This window comes from Streptomyces sp. NPDC012474 (assembly GCF_042955185.1).
Taxonomy (GTDB): Bacteria; Actinomycetota; Actinomycetes; order Streptomycetales; family Streptomycetaceae; genus Streptomyces; species Streptomyces cahuitamycinicus.
Genome location: NZ_JBIBEP010000001.1, coordinates 770,182 through 786,154 on the forward strand (window position 1 = coordinate 770,182; position 15,973 = coordinate 786,154).

14 protein-coding genes are annotated in these 15,973 nt (G+C 70.2%); 5 read left to right on the plus strand and 9 right to left on the minus strand.

Going from position 1 to position 15,973, the window contains the following annotated elements; genetic code table 11:
* Window positions 1-49: 49 nt before the first annotated feature.
* The 3 genes from ACFY9S_RS03420 to fasR all read right to left on the minus strand — a co-directional run bounded on the left by ACFY9S_RS03420 (window position 50) and on the right by fasR (window position 3,295).
* Window positions 50-1,051, minus strand: coding sequence for a beta-ketoacyl-ACP synthase 3 (locus ACFY9S_RS03420; protein ID WP_391122215.1), 1,002 nt, complete (start codon window positions 1,049-1,051; stop codon window positions 50-52).
* A 16-nt stretch (window positions 1,052-1,067) separates the two neighbouring features.
* A complete protein-coding gene (locus ACFY9S_RS03425) occupies window positions 1,068-2,000 on the minus strand; it encodes an acyltransferase domain-containing protein (protein ID WP_391122218.1) in 933 nt (310 codons plus the stop codon).
* A gap of 89 nt (window positions 2,001-2,089) precedes the next feature.
* Complete coding sequence (fasR, locus tag ACFY9S_RS03430) at window positions 2,090-3,295, minus strand: fatty acid biosynthesis transcriptional regulator FasR (RefSeq protein WP_102908936.1); 1,206 nt, start codon at window positions 3,293-3,295, stop codon at window positions 2,090-2,092.
* A gap of 58 nt (window positions 3,296-3,353) precedes the next feature.
* Here fasR and ACFY9S_RS03435 point away from each other — a divergent pair, with 58 nt between their 5' ends.
* Complete coding sequence (locus ACFY9S_RS03435; RefSeq protein WP_391122223.1) at window positions 3,354-4,013, plus strand: pirin family protein; 660 nt, start codon at window positions 3,354-3,356, stop codon at window positions 4,011-4,013.
* 39 nt (window positions 4,014-4,052) lie between these two features.
* Here ACFY9S_RS03435 and ACFY9S_RS03440 read toward each other — a convergent pair whose 3' ends face one another.
* The gene (locus ACFY9S_RS03440) at window positions 4,053-4,868 is read right to left on the minus strand and encodes a serine hydrolase (protein ID WP_391122226.1); all 816 of its coding nucleotides are present in this window, start codon (window positions 4,866-4,868) and stop codon (window positions 4,053-4,055) included.
* A 233-nt stretch (window positions 4,869-5,101) separates the two neighbouring features.
* Between ACFY9S_RS03440 and ACFY9S_RS03445 the strand changes: the two genes are divergently transcribed.
* Together ACFY9S_RS03445 and ACFY9S_RS03450 are read left to right on the plus strand one after the other, a co-directional pair.
* On the plus strand, window positions 5,102-5,566 hold the full coding sequence (locus ACFY9S_RS03445; RefSeq protein ID WP_102908934.1) for a MerR family transcriptional regulator: 465 nt from the start codon (window positions 5,102-5,104) through the stop codon (window positions 5,564-5,566).
* Entirely contained in the window at window positions 5,563-6,579 is a 1,017-nt protein-coding gene (locus ACFY9S_RS03450; protein ID WP_391122229.1) for an aldo/keto reductase, read from the plus strand. The genes ACFY9S_RS03445 and ACFY9S_RS03450 overlap by 4 nt, the downstream gene beginning before the upstream one ends.
* 313 nt (window positions 6,580-6,892) lie before the next feature.
* On the opposite strand, the gene ACFY9S_RS03455 is transcribed toward ACFY9S_RS03450, so the two are convergent.
* The 3 genes from ACFY9S_RS03455 to ACFY9S_RS03465 form a co-directional block, all read right to left on the minus strand.
* Complete coding sequence (locus tag ACFY9S_RS03455; protein WP_391122946.1) at window positions 6,893-7,747, minus strand: DUF4429 domain-containing protein; 855 nt, start codon at window positions 7,745-7,747, stop codon at window positions 6,893-6,895.
* A gap of 66 nt (window positions 7,748-7,813) precedes the next feature.
* The gene (locus ACFY9S_RS03460; protein ID WP_391122232.1) at window positions 7,814-9,022 is read right to left on the minus strand and encodes an alpha/beta hydrolase; all 1,209 of its coding nucleotides are present in this window, start codon (window positions 9,020-9,022) and stop codon (window positions 7,814-7,816) included.
* Between the two features lie 73 nt (window positions 9,023-9,095).
* Complete coding sequence (locus tag ACFY9S_RS03465; protein ID WP_245936307.1) at window positions 9,096-9,728, minus strand: TetR family transcriptional regulator; 633 nt, start codon at window positions 9,726-9,728, stop codon at window positions 9,096-9,098.
* 115 nt (window positions 9,729-9,843) lie between these two features.
* On the opposite strand from ACFY9S_RS03465, the gene ACFY9S_RS03470 reads away from it, so the two are divergent.
* Both ACFY9S_RS03470 and ACFY9S_RS03475 read left to right on the plus strand, forming a co-directional pair.
* Window positions 9,844-11,460, plus strand: a complete 1,617-nt coding sequence (locus ACFY9S_RS03470; RefSeq protein ID WP_391122236.1) for a DHA2 family efflux MFS transporter permease subunit — start codon at window positions 9,844-9,846, stop codon at window positions 11,458-11,460.
* A 234-nt stretch (window positions 11,461-11,694) separates the two neighbouring features.
* Window positions 11,695-12,003, plus strand: a complete 309-nt coding sequence (locus ACFY9S_RS03475; protein WP_391122949.1) for a small hydrophobic protein — start codon at window positions 11,695-11,697, stop codon at window positions 12,001-12,003.
* Between the two features lie 60 nt (window positions 12,004-12,063).
* On the opposite strand, the gene ACFY9S_RS03480 is transcribed toward ACFY9S_RS03475, so the two are convergent.
* Window positions 12,064-12,810 (minus strand): ion channel, encoded by a 747-nt coding sequence (locus tag ACFY9S_RS03480; RefSeq protein ID WP_391122239.1) that lies wholly within the window; start codon window positions 12,808-12,810, stop codon window positions 12,064-12,066.
* 71 nt (window positions 12,811-12,881) lie between these two features.
* The gene (aceE, locus tag ACFY9S_RS03485; protein ID WP_391122242.1) at window positions 12,882-15,629 is read right to left on the minus strand and encodes a pyruvate dehydrogenase (acetyl-transferring), homodimeric type; all 2,748 of its coding nucleotides are present in this window, start codon (window positions 15,627-15,629) and stop codon (window positions 12,882-12,884) included.
* Between the last annotated feature and the right edge of the window lie 344 nt (window positions 15,630-15,973).

Consider the following 15,973-nt stretch of genomic DNA (forward strand, 5'->3'; position numbering starts at 1 on the left):
TGGCAGGTGTTCGGGCCCGCACCGGATCGCATGATCCGGCACGGAGTGCCTAGGGGAGGGTAACGACAGTCGCGGCGTAGACGAGACCCGCCCCGAAGCCGATGACGAGCGCGGTGTCGCCGCTCTTCGCCTCTCCGGTCGCCAGGAGCCGCTCCATCGCGAGCGGGATCGAGGCGGCCGAGGTGTTGCCGGTGGTGCGGATGTCACGGGCGACCGTGACGTGCTCCGGCAGTTTCAGCGTCTTCACCATCGAGTCGATGATCCGCACGTTGGCCTGGTGCGGGATGAAGACGTCCAGGTCGTCCACGCTGATCCCGGCCGCGTCCAGCGCCTGCTGGGCGACCTTCGCCATCTCGAACACGGCCCAGCGGAACACCGCCTGGCCTTCCTGGGTGATCGCGGGGAACTTCTCGACCGTCCCGTCGCGGTAGTCCGTCCACGGCACCGTCTGCTTGATGGTCTCGGACTTGTCGCCCTCCGAGCCCCACACGGTCGGGCCGATCTCGGGCTCCTGGGACGGGCCGACCACGACCGCGCCGGCACCGTCGCCGAACAGGAAGGCCGTCGCCCGGTCCTCCAGGTCGGTCAGGTCGCTCAGCCGCTCGACACCGATCACCAGGACGTACTCCGCCGAGCCCTCGACGACCATGCCCTTGGCGAGCGTGAGGCCGTAACCGAACCCCGCGCAGCCCGCCGAGATGTCGAACGCGGCGGCCTTGGCGGTGCCCAGCTTGTCGGCGATCTCGGTGGCGACGGCCGGTGTCTGCTTGAAGTGCGAGACGGTCGAGACGATCACGCCGCCGATCTGCTCGACGGAGATACCCGCGTCCGCGATGGCCTTGCCGGACGCCTCGATCGACATCGCGGCGACGGTCTCCTCGTCGGAGGCCCAGTGCCGCGTCTCGATGCCGGAGCGCGAGCGGATCCACTCGTCGGACGACTCGATCGTCTCCAGGATCACCTCGTTCGGCACGACCCGGGTCGGGCGGTAGCCGCCGACACCGAGGATGCGCGCGTACGGGGCGCCCTTGCTGGGCTTGATCTTCGCCATGCTCTCGGGCTCCTTCTCAGGCACTCTGCTCGGCGATGAGCTCGCGAGCCGCGTCGAGGTCGGCGGGGGACTTCAGGGCCAGCGTCTTCACGCCGGGCAGGGCCCGCTTGGCGAGGCCCGTGAGGGTGCCGCCGGGGCACAGTTCGATCAGGGCCGTGACGCCGAGCTCCTTGAAGGTCTCCATGCACAGGTCCCAGCGGACGGGGTTGGCGACCTGGCCGATCAGACGCTCCAGCACCTCGGTGCCGGCGGCGACGGCCTGCCCGTCCTTGTTGGAGACGCAAGTGAGCTTCGGGTCGCCGGGCGCCAGGGCCTCGGCGGCCTTGGCCAGTGTGTCGACCGCTGGGGCCATGTGGTGCGTGTGGAACGCGCCGGCGACCTTCAGCGCGACGACCTTGCGCACGCCCTCGGGCTTGTCCGCCTCCAGCGCGGCCAGCTGCTCCTTGGTGCCGGCCGCGACGATCTGGCCCGCGCCGTTGATGTTCGCCGGCGTCAGGCCCAGCTTCTCCAGGTGCGGAACCGTCACGGCGGGGTCGCCGCCCAGCAGCGCGGCCATACCGGTCTCGGTGACGGCGGCGGCCTCGGCCATGGCGAGCCCGCGGGTGCGGACCAGGCGGAGGGCGTCCTCCTGCGGGAGCACCCCGGCGAGCGAGGCGGCGGTGAACTCGCCGACGCTGTGCCCGGCGACGGCACCGACCTTCCCGTGCAGGTCGGCCGGGTCGTCGAAGAGCAGGTGCGCGGACGCCAGTCCGGCCGCGACCAGCAGCGGCTGCGCCACCGCGGTGTCGCGGATCTCCTCCGCGTCGGCCTCGGTGCCGTAACGGATCAGATCGAGTCCCACGGCGTCCGACCAGGCCTCGAGGGCACCGCGAACACCGGGGAGGTCGAGCCATTCGGTCAGGAAGCCGGGCGTCTGAGCGCCTTGGCCGGGAGCGACGAGTACGAGCACTCTCACACTCTCTCTTGGAGACGGGCACGGCCGCCCGTGGGGACAAGGACGAAGAACACGAGGGGGTTTTGTCGACCCCCGACAAAACCTTAGGGCTGAAGATCTCCATCGACCAGACGCCCCAGGATCAGCGCTATCCGCAGTGTGAACGCAGAGCGTACATCGGAGGGTGACCAACCGGTGACGTCAGTCACACGTCGAAGCCGGTAGCGGACGGTGTTGGGATGGACGAACAGCATCCGGGCGGCGCCCTCCAGACTGCTCGCCTGTTCGAGATAGACGCTGAGGGTTTCCAGGAGCGCGGCCCCGGCCTCCTCGAGCGGTCTGTAGATCTCCTCCACCAGTTGGTCACGCGCCGAGGGGTCACCGGCCATCGCCCGCTCCGGGAGCAGGTCGTCGGCCAGGACCGGGCGCGGGGCGTCCTGCCAGGCGGAACACGCCTTCAGCCCGGCCGCGGCGGCCTGTGCGGACCGGGTCGCGGCCTGCAGGTCGGGCACGACCGGGCCCGCCACGACCGGCCCGGCGGCGAACGGGCCGATGAGCGACTTGGCGACGGCCAGCGGGTTGTCGCTGCCGCCCGCGATGACGACCAGCCGGTCGCCGAGCACGCCGGTGAGCACCTGGAGCTTGGCGTGCCGGGCCGCCCGCCGTATGGCCTCGACGGTCAGTTCGCTGTCCCCGTCGGGGGCCGTCCCGAGGACCACGCACACGTGCTCCGGCGAGTTCCACCCGAGGGCGGCGGCCCGCGACACGGCCCCCTCGTCGGCCTCGCCGCTGAGGACGGCGTTCACGACCAGGGACTCCAGCCGGGCGTCCCACGCACCCCGAGCCTCGGCGGCCTGCGCGTACACCTGGGCCGTGGCGAAGGCGATCTCCCTCGCGTAGACGAGCAGGGCCTCGCGCAGCACCCGCTCGTCACCGGGGGCCGCGACCTCCTCGATCGCGCTCTCCATGACCTCGATGGTGGTGCGCACCATCTCCACGGTCTGGCGCAGTGTGATCGCCCGGGTCAGCTCCCGCGGCGCGGTGCCGAACACGTCGGTGGAGATGGCCTGCGGGGCGTCCGGACGCCGGAACCACTCGGTGAACGCGGCGATACCCGCCTGCGCGACCAGACCGATCCAGGAACGGTTCTCCGGGGGCATGGCCCGGTACCAGGGCAGCGTCTCGTCCATTCGCGCGATGGCCTGCGCGGCGAGCGATCCCGACGACTTCTCCAGCCGCTTCAGCGTCGCGGCATGCGGATGGACGTCGTGGGCTGCGGCTTCGTTCTTACCGGTTTCGGGTTCGGGCACGGGACAAGACTGCCTTATCCGGACGGGAAGGTGGGCCGCCGGGTCTACGGTGGACTCCGTGATGGACGTGAGGCGCGCGGGCGAGCGCTACCCCGGAGGGGATTCGGCCGCAGGGATCGAGACGTGGCACGCCTTCTCCTTCGGGCCTCACTACGACCCGGACAACCTCCGTTTCGGCGCGGTGCTCGCGTGCAACGAGGAGCGGCTGGCGCCCGGGGCGGGCTTCGACGAGCACCCGCACAGCCACACCGAGATCGTGACCTGGGTGGTGCGGGGGGAGCTGACCCACCGGGATTCCGCCGGGCACGAGTCGGTCGTGCGGCACGGCGATGTGCAGCGGCTCGGTTCGGCGGGCGGCGTGCGGCACGTGGAGCGCAACGACGGCCCGGAGCCGCTGACCTTCATCCAGATGTGGCTGGCCCCGCTCCGGCCCGGCGGCGACCCGTTCTACGAGGTCGTCCGCGGCATCGCCGACTCGACGCCCTACGCCGTCCCGGAGGCCGGCGCGATGCTGCACGTGCGGCGCCTCGGGCCCGGGGAGCGGACGGCCGTGCCGGACGGGGCGTACGCGTACGTGCACGTCGTCCGCGGCGACATCCGCCTGGACGGCGAGGAGTTGGGCCCCGGCGACGCGGCCCGGATCACGGACGCCAAGGGCTTGGAGGCCGAGGCCGCGACCCGGGCGGAGCTGCTGATCTGGGAGATGGGGCAGCGTTAGGGGGCTTCTGGTGGACCGTGGAGGACCATCAGAAGTCCCTCAGAGTTCGGCCCGCACCGCGTCCGTGAACGCCGGCCACGCCTCGATCGCCCATGGTCCGAACGCCCGGTCCGTCAGCGCCACGCAGGCCGCGCCCGCGTCCGGGTCGATCCACAGGAACGTTCCCGACTGCCCGAAATGCCCGAAGGTGCGCGGCGAGGACGACGAGCCCGTCCAGTGTGGCGACTTGGAGTCGCGGATCTCGAAGCCGAGCCCCCAGTCGTTGGGGTTCTGGTGGCCGTACCCCGGCAGGACGCCCTTGGTGCCCGGGTACTGCACGGTCATCGCCTCCGCGACCGTGCGGGGATCCAGCAGTCGCGGGGCCTGCACCTCGGCGGCGAACCGCAGCAGGTCCTCGACCGTCGACACCCCGTCCTTGGCCGGGGAGCCCTCCAGGGCCGTCGAGGTCATGCCCAGCGGTTCCAGCACGGCCTGCCGCAGGTACTCCCCGAACGGGATGTCGGTGGCCTTCGCGACATGGTCGCCCAGCTGCTCGAAGCCGGCGTTGGAGTACAGCCGCCGCTCGCCGGGCGGGGCCGTGACCCGGTGCTCGTCGAAGGCGAGTCCCGAGGTGTGCGCGAGCAGGTGCCGGACCGTCGACCCGGTGGGACCCGCGGGTTCGTCGAACTCGACGGCCCCCTCCTCGTACGCGACGAGCGCCGCGTAGGCGGCCAGCGGCTTGGTCACCGACGCGAGCGGGAACCGCTGCCCGGCCGGCCCGTGGGTGCCGAGGACGGTGCCGTCCGCTCGTACGGCACCCGCCGCAGCGGTGGGAACCGGCCAGTTCTCGATCAGGGCGAGGCTCTTCAGCGACATGCGTTCGAGCCTATGCGCTCAGAGCGTGGGCTCCGGCAAGGGGGAGGGCCCGGGCCGGAACCCGTCCGGTTCACGAGTCGCGGGGCGCAGGACCTCCTAGGCGTCGGCGGGCCGGGCGCGACGTACAGGACTCACGAGTCCGTACGCCGACCATCCGGATCAGGAAGGGTCCTGCCGATTTCTTACCGTCGGCGCTTGCTTGGAGCGCACTCCAAGGTTCTAGCGTTGGGGGCATGACGGTGATGGAGACCACGGGGACCAGGATCGACACCTGCGCCGGCACGCCGCAGCAGAACCGGCGCCCGGACGGCGACGACCACTACACGATCAGCGAGGTCGTCGCCTTCACCGGCCTGACGGCACACACCCTGCGCTGGTACGAGCGCATCGGCCTGATGCCGCACATCGACCGGTCCCACACCGGACAGCGCCGCTACACCAACCGCGACCTCGACTGGCTCGACCTCGTCGGCAAGCTCCGCCTGACGGGCATGCCGGTCGCGGACATGGTCCGGTACGCGGAACTGGTCCGCGAGGGCGACCACACCTACGGCGAGCGCTTCCAGCTGCTCAAGACGACCCGCGAGGACGTCCTGGCCAGGATCGACGAACTCCGGGGCACGCTCGCCGTGCTCGACCGGAAGATCAGTTTCTACGCGGACGCCGGGCACGGCCTGGCGTCGGAGAGGTCCCGATGACGGACGGCAGGATCACGACGGCGAAGCTCGGCGAGAACGGTCCCGAGGTGAGCGTCCAGGGCCTGGGCTGCATGGGCATGAGCTTCGGCTACGGCCCCTCGGACGCCGACGCGTCCCGCGCCACGCTGGACCGGGCGCTCGAGCTGGGCGTCACCTTCTACGACACGGCCGACGCGTACGGGGCCGGTGAGAACGAGCGGTTCCTGTCGCCGTTCTTCAAGGCCCACCGCGACGAGGTCGTCATCGCGACCAAGTTCGCCCTGTCGATCCCCCCGGACGACCCCACCCGCCGGGTCATCCGCAACGACCCGCCCTACATCCGCCAGGCCGTCGAGGCGAGCCTGAAGCGCCTGGACGTCGATGCCATCGACCTCTACTACATGCATCGGCGCGATGTGAACGTGCCGATCGAGGAGAGCGTCGGCACGATGGCCGACCTGGTCCGCGAGGGCAAGGTCAAGCACCTCGGCCTGAGCGAGGTCACGGCGGACGAACTCCGGGCCGCGCACGCCGTCCACCCCATCGCCGCCGTGCAGTCGGAGTGGTCGCTGTTCAGCCGGGACATCGAGAGGCACGTCGTCCCCGCGGCCCGTGAGCTGGGCGTGGCCCTCGTCGCGTACTCACCCCTCGGCCGGGGCTTCCTCACCGGCTCCTTCACCAACGCCGAACAGGACCTGAGCACCGGCGACTTCCGCCGTCAGCAGCCCCGCTTCACGGGCGACAACGCCACGGCGAACGCGACCCTGCTGGAGCTGATCCGCTCGGTGGCCGAGGCCCATGACGCGACCCTCGGTCAGATCGCCCTGGCCTGGACCCAGCAGCAGGCGTCGATCCACGACCTCCCGGTCGTCCCGATCCCGGGCACCCGCAAGCCCTCCCGGGTGGAGGAGAACACGGCGGCGACCAGGATCGTCCTGACCGACGAGCAACTGGACCTGCTGGACGGCATAGCGGCCCAGGTGGCGGGCAACCGCTACGCGGACATGGCGTTCACCTCGGCGGGCAGGGAGTAGGGGAGCGCCCCTTCAGGGGTGCGGGGCCGTATCGACTTGCGGCTCCGCCGGGTGGGCGCGACCGGCCGCATACGGCCCGCACCCGCCGGCGCGCAGCACCCCGCAGACGTTAAGGGGTCCTTTCGCTATGCCCGTCCGGGTCGCGTGGTCTGGCACCGCACCTCGCCGCGTTGCCGAAACGCCCACGTGGCTCCTCCCCCAAGCTCTCGGCTTCGCTCGAACAGGGGGGACCCCCATCGAGGCCGCTCCGGCGCCTTGCGATGCACGGCACCAGACCACGCGACCTGATCGGACGCTCATAGTGAAAGGACCCCTAAAGCTCCGCCAACAACTGGGCCTTCTTGACCGAAAACTCCTCATCCGTCACCAATCCGGCCTGGTGCAACTCGCCCAGGTGACGGATCCGCTCGGCGATGTCCGCGGGATCACGCCGCGGCGCGGGCACGGCGGCCACCGGACTCGACGTCCGCACCGCCGCCAACACCGCGGCGGCGAACGGCAGCGACTCGTGCACCGGCCCGTACCCGAGCCCGAACACCACCGCGGCCGGATCCTGGTCGGCCTGTGAGGCGGGCCCCGCCGTCTCGTCCCGCCGCAGCAACCGCAGATGCCCTTCGAACACCTCCGGCGAGCGCCACTCCACCCCGTTCAGTTCCCCGACGGAGAAGCTCTGGTCGCCGGCCTTCCACTTCGCCGACGACGCCCCCGTCCAGAACCACCGGAAGTTCACGGTGCGTCCGTCGAAGGTCGCCTTCCCGTCGTACGCCTTGAAGGACAACGGCCCCTCGGGCGGCTTCACGAGGAACCGGTCCGCCGGCCCGGACTCGGTCAGCAGCGTACGCAGCTCGTCGGCGTAGTACTCGGCGAGCACCTCGCGTTCGGCGGGCAGCACCAGTCGATAGGGGTCGCCGCTCTCCTTCAACTGCCCGGCGGCCGCCTCCATCAACGGGTCCGCCCCGGGGCGCGGTTCGACGCGCAGCACGACGGTGCCGCGTTTCCCGCGGGTCAGTGTCACCCCGGCGATCGCCTCCAGTGGCACACGGCGTTCCCCGAGGGCCTGGAAGAGCTTGGGTGTTCGAATCCCTCGTTCGTAGCGGATGAGCACGGAGTCGGACTCGAACTCCCAGGCGGCATGAAATCCGGCCAGTACGTCACCCATGCGGCTCATCGTATGCGGCACGCGCTCCTCCGTCCCCCTGCCGAGCAGACCGCAACTTCTTCGTCTCTACGCGCGTCAGGCCGCCGCCGTGCCGGACAAACCGGTACGGCAGACGCCGTCTTCGTGCGCGCAGTGCACCGAGCGGTATGCGCCAACGCCGATCTCTGCGAAATTGAACAAACTTGCCGTCCCGGGCTCGAAGTAGCCCGCGTGCCCCTTCGCGCCGGCCGCCGACAGCACCCGCGCCCCGAACCCGGCGGACACCGGGTCGGCTCCATGACCCAGCCCGCCGAGCTCCAGGTAGGGCACGTCCTGGATCCAGTCGTCGGAGTCCCGCATCGCCCACACCCGGGCGCCGGTCTGCAACTGGGCGGCCTTCTCGACGCGCATGCCGGGGCTGCCGGCCACCGCGATGTCGGACACCCGGCCCGGCAGCGCGGAGGCGGCCACGCCGCACACCACGGAGCCGTAGCTGTGGCAGAACAGCGAGACCGGCGAGCTGCCCGGCAGCGCCCGCACCAGCGCGTTCAGCCGTACGGCACCCTCCTCGGCACGCATCGCCGTGGCCGAGTCGATGCCGAGTCCGCTGGGCGCCGTGTAGTCCGCCCAGGCGATGACGGCCGTACGGGTCGAGGGGCTCACCTGCCGCTCGGCCGCGTACAGGGACTTGGCCATGCCGACCGGCGCCGCGTACTCGCGGTGGGTGCGCTGGAAGGTGAGCAGGTCGGTGTCGACACCGGGGACGACGACCGAGACCCGCTCCGCCTCGCGCAGGTCGCCGAAGACCTCCGCCACCCGGCCCGAGCCCTCCGGGTCGAAGGCCAGGATGTGACGGCCCTTCTCCAAGAGGTCCCCGAAGCGGTGCATCCTGCGCCCGGCCTCGTGCTGTCCGGCCGCGGTGAGACGCTTGTCGTGCATGCGTTCCCGCTCGACCCTGCGCGCCTTCGTGAGCGCGAGATGGTTGGCGCGGTAGCGCAGCTCGACCGGCGCGCCGTTCATGTTGCCCACCGCGAGCGGGTACTTGCGCACCAGGAAGGTACGGTCCTGCTCGGTGAGCGAGGCGAAGAAGCGGGCCAGCCTCGTCGGCTCGGACTGCGGGTCCGGAAGCCGGTGTCCGCCGATCCGGCCGTGCTCCCAGGCGGTGAGCGAGGCTTGGAGCGGTGTGGCGCCCCGCTGGCTGCGCAGGGCCGTCCAGCCGGTGGTCGCCAGCATCACGAAGACGACGGCCAGGGCGAGCAGTGCGCGCCAGACGTTCAGTTGCGGGGAGGTGTCGAAGGAAGTCACTGAAAGGACACACTAGGAGAACGAGAGGGTCTCGCGTTAACCAAGTGACCGGGATCACGTTTCGGTGTATGTGCTAGGGGGATGGTTCCGCATGCCAGTTCCCGGCCAGTGCGGGACCCACTTGGTCCAGGTATGTCGTGGTCAGTTCGCGCATGCCGTCGATGCTGATGTCGTCCCCCGCGGACCACAGTCGCTCGGTGACGCGAATCACCCCGCCGAAGAGGGCGACGACGATCCGGGGCCTGGGGTCCGCGTTCACGTCGAGCCCTTCGCGCTCGGCGATGATGCACGCGAGCTGCTCCTCCAGTTCCGCCGAGCGCCGCAGATGGGCGGCGAGCAGCGCGGGCGTCGACTCGATCACCCGGTAGACGCGCAGGTGAAGCTCGATCGGCACGAGCTCCTCGACGGCCTCGTTGATCGCGTCCCAGCTCTCCAGCACGGCCCGGCGCAGCGCCTCCAGCGGCACCTCGCCCGGCGGGCGCGTGCGCAGCGCCTCGACGACGAGCGTCTCCGCGAGACGCGGCACGAAGAACGCCGTCTCCTCCTTGCCGGCGAAGTAGCGGAAGAAGGTGCGCTGCGAGACGTCCACGGCGGCGGCGATGTCGTCGACGGTCGTCTCCTCGTACCCGCGCGTGGCGAAGAGTTCCAGCGCGGCCCGCAGCAGTGCGTCCCGGGTGCGCCGCTTCTTGCGTTCGCGCAGGTTCAAAACGTGCCTCTCGTCTGAAGTGTTCTCCCAGTTCAGGCTATACGGGGATGTCGTGTCAGTTACCGACTAGTGAATCGGTTTGTCAATTGTCAGTGGCTGTCATTAGCCTCGCGGTATGACTAGTCAGACCACCATCGACACGACGGGGCCGGGGGGCAAGGAACCGGCGCCATCCGACGCGACGCCGGGCAAGGGGCTGCGAGGGCACCCCTGGCTCACCCTCATCACCGTCGCTGTGGGGGTCATGATGGTGGCCCTCGACGGCACCATCGTGGCCATAGCCAACCCGGCGATCGGCAAGGACCTGGGGGCCTCATGGTCGGATCTCCAGTGGATCACCAACGCCTACTTCCTCGCCCTCGCCGTCTCCCTGATCACCGCGGGCAAGCTCGGTGACCGATTCGGTCACCGGCAGACCTTCCTCATCGGTGTGGCGGGCTTCGCCGCCTCCTCGGCCGCCATCGGGCTGTCCCAGGGCATCACGGCGGTCATCGTCTTCCGCGTCTTCCAGGGCCTCTTCGGCGCCTTGCTGATGCCGGCCGCGCTCGGCCTGCTGCGGGCCACCTTCCCGGCCGAGAAGCTCAACATGGCCATCGGCATCTGGGGCATGGTCATCGGCGCGTCCACCGCCGGCGGCCCGATCCTCGGCGGCGTGCTCGTCGAGCACGTCAACTGGCAGTCGGTGTTCTTCATCAACGTGCCGGTCGGCATTCTGGCCGTCGTCCTCGGCGGGCTGATCCTGCTCGACCACCGCGCCGAGAACGCCCCGCGCTCCTTCGACCTCCTCGGCATCGTCCTGCTGTCCGGCGCGATGTTCTGTCTCGTCTGGGCCCTGATCAAGGCCCCCGAGTGGGGCTGGGGCGATGTGAAGACCTGGGCGTTCATCGTGGCCTCGGTCGTCGGCTTCGGGCTCTTCGCCGTCTGGGAGACGAAGGTGAAGGAGCCGCTGATCCCACTGGGGCTGTTCCGCTCCGTCCCGCTGTCGGCGGGTGTCGTCCTCATGGTCCTGATGGCCATCGCCTTCATGGGCGGCCTGTTCTTCGTGACGTTCTACCTCCAGAACGTGCACGGCATGAGCCCGATCGACGCCGGTCTGCACCTGCTGCCGCTCACCGGCATGATGATCGTCGGCTCGCCGCTCGCCGGCGTGATGATCACCAAGTTCGGTCCCCGCATCCCGCTCGCCGGCGGTATGGCGTTCACTGCGATCGCCATGTACGGCATGTCCACGCTGGACGCGCACACGGGCAGCGGCGTCATGTCCGTCTGGTTCGCCCTGCTGGGCCTCGGCCTCGCGCCGGTCATGGTCGGCGCGACCGAAGTCATCGTCGGCAACGCCCCGATGGAGCTCTCCGGTGTCGCGGGCGGTCTCCAGCAGGCCGCCATGCAGATCGGCGGCAGTCTCGGTACGGCCGTGCTGGGCGCCGTGATGGCGTCCAAGGTCGACAACGAGTTCGCCGGTAACTGGGCGGACGCGGGGCTGCCGCCGCTCACTCCGGCCCAGTCCGAGCAGGCGGCGCTGGCCGTTCAGCAGGGCAGCGCCCCGGTGCCCGAGGGCACCCCCGAGCAGATCGCCGCGAAGATCACCGAGGTCGCGCACACCACGTTCATCGACGGCATGAGCCTGGCCTCCCTGACCGCCGCGGGCGTGGCGGCCGTCGCCGTGTTCGTCGCGTTCCTCACCAAGCGCGGCGAGAACGCGGAGGCCGGCGCGGGCGCGGCGCACATCTGACGCTCCCCGGCGGCTTGTTCGCCTATCCGGGTGAACACAACCGCCGAACCCTCCCCTCCGGCACGCGCCGCAGGTCACAGTGGGTCAAGTCCTCCGCAGGGCATGGAGGGCGGACGCTGCGGCGCGCTGCCGGAGGGGGGCAGCGCGCGGGCAGAGGGATTGAAGCGCGACTACGGGGTACTCGCCATGTCGTACCCGAATCGAACCCAACCGACCGAGGGTTTACGGGAGTTGATGATGGCGAGCTTCGGACAAGGTACGCGCAGGCACCCCCGCTCACGTGGCCGGACGTGGTCACGGACCGGGACGGATCGCGCGACGCTCGAACTCATCGGAGTCATCTGCGCCGTTGCAGGCTTCTTCGTGCTGGGGATCGTTCTCGGTCCCGCCGCGATGGTCTGCGGCTGGCTCGCCATGGGCCGCGCATGGTCGGGCGCACGCCCCACCGCGGCCGTGATCGCCCTGGTCCTGGGCGCCATCGACACGCTCCTGGCCATCATCTGGCTGTCCGGAGCGGCCACACCGGGCATGGGCATGTTCTGACCCGAGTGCGGCGAGGGAAGGGCCTCCGGCGACGGAACCGGGGGCCCACCTTCGTGCCCGCTACTCGGCCGGGGTCCCCTTGAGCGCCGCCAACTCCCCGCGCAGCGCCCGCACCTCGTCGGTCAGCTCCCGGATCGCCTCGGTCTGGCGCCGCTCCTCGACGTCGTCCTTGTCGAACCGTGCGATGAACCAGGCGGCGATGTTCGCCGTCACCACACCGAGCAGCGCGATCCCGGACAGCATCAGCCCGACCGCCAGGATCCGACCCAGGCCGGTGGTCGGTGCCATGTCCCCGTACCCCACGGTGGTCATCGTGGTGAACGCCCACCACACCGCGTCCCCCAGGGTGTGAATGGAGGCACCGGGCTCGCCCCGCTCCACCTCCAGCACGGCCAGCGCACCGAAGACGAGCAGTCCCAGGCACGACCCCGCGACGTACGTGGTCACCCGTACCTGCGACGCCATCCGCGCCCGCTGCCCGGCGAGGAACAGCATCGACACCAGCTTCAGCAGGCGCAGCGGCTGCGCCAGCGGCAGCACCACGGCCAGCAGCGCCAGCGGATTGCCGCGTACGAACCGCAGCCGCTCCTCGGCCAGCCACAGGCGGACCAGATAGTCGGCGGCGAAGGCGGCCCACACCACCCAGTTGGTGACATGGCACGCGGTGAGCACGTCCCGCGCGGCAGTCGGCGCCACGATCGGTATGGCGTAGGCGATCGCGAACAGCACGGCCAGCGCCAGCAGCGGGCCTTGGGTGCGCCGCTCCCAACGGGCCAGAGAGGTCGATGCGGTCATCGGGAGCGTCATGGCAGCATCGTAGGAAACGCGTGGGGCGGCACCTCTCAGGGTGCCGCCCCACGTGAACCGCCCTCGGCGCCCTACGCGTCGCCGCCCGCCGCTCCCGGGTCGGCGGCCGACACGTCGAGCAGCTGGTACCGGTCGATGGCCTGCTTGAGCACGGAGCGGTCGACCTTGCCCTCGCGGGCCAGCTCGGTCAGCACCGCCACCACGATCGACTGCGCGTCGATGTGGAAGAAGCGCCGGGCGGCGCCCCGCGTGTCCGCGAAGCCGAAGCCGTCCGCGCCGAGCGACTGGTACGTCTGCGGCACCCAGCGCGCGATCTGGTCCGGCACCGCCCGCATCCAGTCGGACACGGCCACGACCGGCCCCCGCGCGTCCGCGAGCTTGCGCGTCACGTACGGCACCCGCTGCTCCTCCTCGGGGTGCAGCAGGTTGTGCTCCTCGCAGCTCACGGCCTCGCGCCGCAGCTCGTTCCAGGAGGTCGCCGACCAGACGTCCGCCTTGACGTTCCAGTCCTCGGCCAGGATCCTCTGCGCCTCGACGGCCCAGGGCAGCGCGACACCGGACGCCAGGACCTGCGCCGGGAGCTCACCGGCCGTGCCCTCGCTGAACCGGTAGAGGCCCTTGAGGATGCCGTCGACGTCCACGTTGTCCGGCTCGGCGGGGTGCTGGGTGGGCTCGTTGTAGACGGTCAGGTAGTAGAAGACGTCCTCGCCGTGCGGGTGCTCCTCGGAGGAGCCGTACATCCGGCGCAGGCCGTCCTTGACGATGTGGGCGATCTCGAAGCCGAACGCCGGGTCGTAGGCGACGCAGCCCGGGTTCGTGGAGGCCAGCAGCTGCGAGTGGCCGTCCGCGTGCTGCAGGCCCTCACCGGTCAGGGTCGTACGCCCGGCGGTCGCGCCCAGGACGAATCCGCGCGCCAGCTGGTCCGCCATCTGCCAGAACTGGTCGCCGGTGCGCTGGAAACCGAACATCGAGTAGAAGACGTAGACCGGGATGAGCGGCTCGCCGTGCGTGGCGTAGGCCGAGCCGGCGGCGATCAGCGACGCCGTGCAGCCCGCCTCGGAGATGCCGTCGTGCAGCATCTGGCCGTTCGGCGCCTCCTTGTAGGCGAGCAGCAGATCGCGGTCGACCGACTCGTACTGCTGGCCGAGCGGGTTGTAGATCTTCGCGCTCGGGAAGAAGGAGTCCATACCGAACGTGCGGTACTCGTCCGGTGCGATCAGCACGAAGCGCTTGCCGATCTCCTTGTCCCGCATGAGGTCCTTCAGGAGCCGGACGAAGGCCATCGTCGTCGCGATGGACTGCTGACCCGAGCCCTTCTTCACGGTCGCGTACGTCTTGTCCTCCGGCAGCGCCAGCGGCTTGGAGCGGACCACGCGCGTGGGGACGTAACCACCGAGACCCTTGCGGCGGTCGTGCATGTACTGGATCTCCTCCGAGTCCCGGCCCGGGTGGTAGTACGGCGGCACGCCGGACTCCAGCTCCTTGTCCGGGATCGGCAGGTGCAGACGGTCGCGGAAGCGCTTGAGGTCGTCGACCGTCAGCTTCTTCATCTGGTGCGTGGCGTTGCGGCCCTCGAAGTTCGGGCCCAGCGTCCAGCCCTTGATCGTCTTGGCGAGGATCACCGTCGGCTGGCCCTTGTGCTCCGCGGCCGCCTTGTACGCCGCGAAGATCTTCTTGTGGTCGTGACCGCCGCGGCCCAGGTGCAGGATCTGGTCGTCGGTCATGCCCTCGACCATCGCCCGCAGCCGGTGGTCGTCACCGAAGAAGTGGTCGCGGATGTACGCGCCGGTCTCCGTGGCGTACGTCTGGAACTGCCCGTCCGGCGTGGTGTTCATCTTGTTGACCAGCACGCCGTCGCGGTCCTGGGCGAGCAGCGGGTCCCAGCTGCGGTCCCAGACCAGCTTGATCACGTTCCAGCCGGCGCCGCGGAAGATCGACTCCAGCTCCTGGATGATCTTTCCGTTGCCCCGCACCGGGCCGTCGAGGCGCTGGAGGTTGCAGTTGACGACGAACGTGAGGTTGTCCAGGCCCTCGCGGGCGGCGATGGACAGCTGGCCCAGCGACTCCGGCTCGTCCATCTCGCCGTCACCGAGGAACGCCCAGACGTGCGACTTCGAGGTGTCGGCGATCCCGCGCGCCTCCATGTAGCGGTTCATCCGCGCCTGGTAGATCGCGCCGATCGGGCCGAGGCCCATCGACACCGTCGGGAACTCCCAGAAGTCCGGCATCGAGCGCGGGTGCGGGTACGACGACAGCGCGTGCGGCGCCTTCGACTTCTCCTGGCGGAAGCCGTCCAGGTGCTCCTCGCCGAGCCGGTCCAGCAGGAAGGCGCGGGCGTAGATGCCGGGGGAGGCGTGCCCCTGGAAGAAGACCTGGTCTCCGCCGTCGCCCTCGTCCTTGCCGCGGAAGAAGTGGTTGAAGCCGACGTCGTAGAGGGAGGCGGAGGACGCGAAGGTGGCGATGTGGCCGCCGACGCCGATGCCCGGGCGCTGGGCGCGGGAGACCATCACCGCGGCGTTCCAGCGGGTGGCGTTCAGGACCTTGCGCTCGATGTCCTCGTTGCCCGGGAAGAACGGCTCGCTCTTGGTGGGGATGGTGTTGACGTAGTCCGTGCTGCGCATCTCCGGCACGGCCACACGCTTCTCGCGGGCCCGCTCGATCAGCCGCAGCATCAGATAGCGGGCTCGTTCCCGGCCGCGCTCGTCGACGGCGGCGTCCAGGGAGTCGAGCCATTCCTGGGTCTCTTCGGGATCGAAGTCAGGAACCTGACTCGGAAGGCCGCCAATGATGATCGGGTTGCGATCGGATGCGGAAGCCACGCTGTTCCTTACCTGTCAGAGGGCCTGCGAGGGCCGCTGTTTCGCTGTCGTCGCCGGGGCGTCGCCACCGGGGGCGCGCCGCTCCCATGGTCCACCCAGGGGCCGGGAAACGTCATCTCTACCCAGCGGTAACCCAGACGTGAGATCGACTCCGTGACGTATGGGGCGAATACCTTCGAGTCTCGTACCCACAGACGATTCCCAAACGCCCAAACGGGGCAGAAAGGTGTGGTGTGCGTCACCTCGGGCCATGATGGTGTGCCTGAAGTTGCGGTGACACCGCCAGGATCGTCACCGTTTCGGCGGTCTGAACGGCCGGGTACTTGCGCGATCCGCCCCGCCCG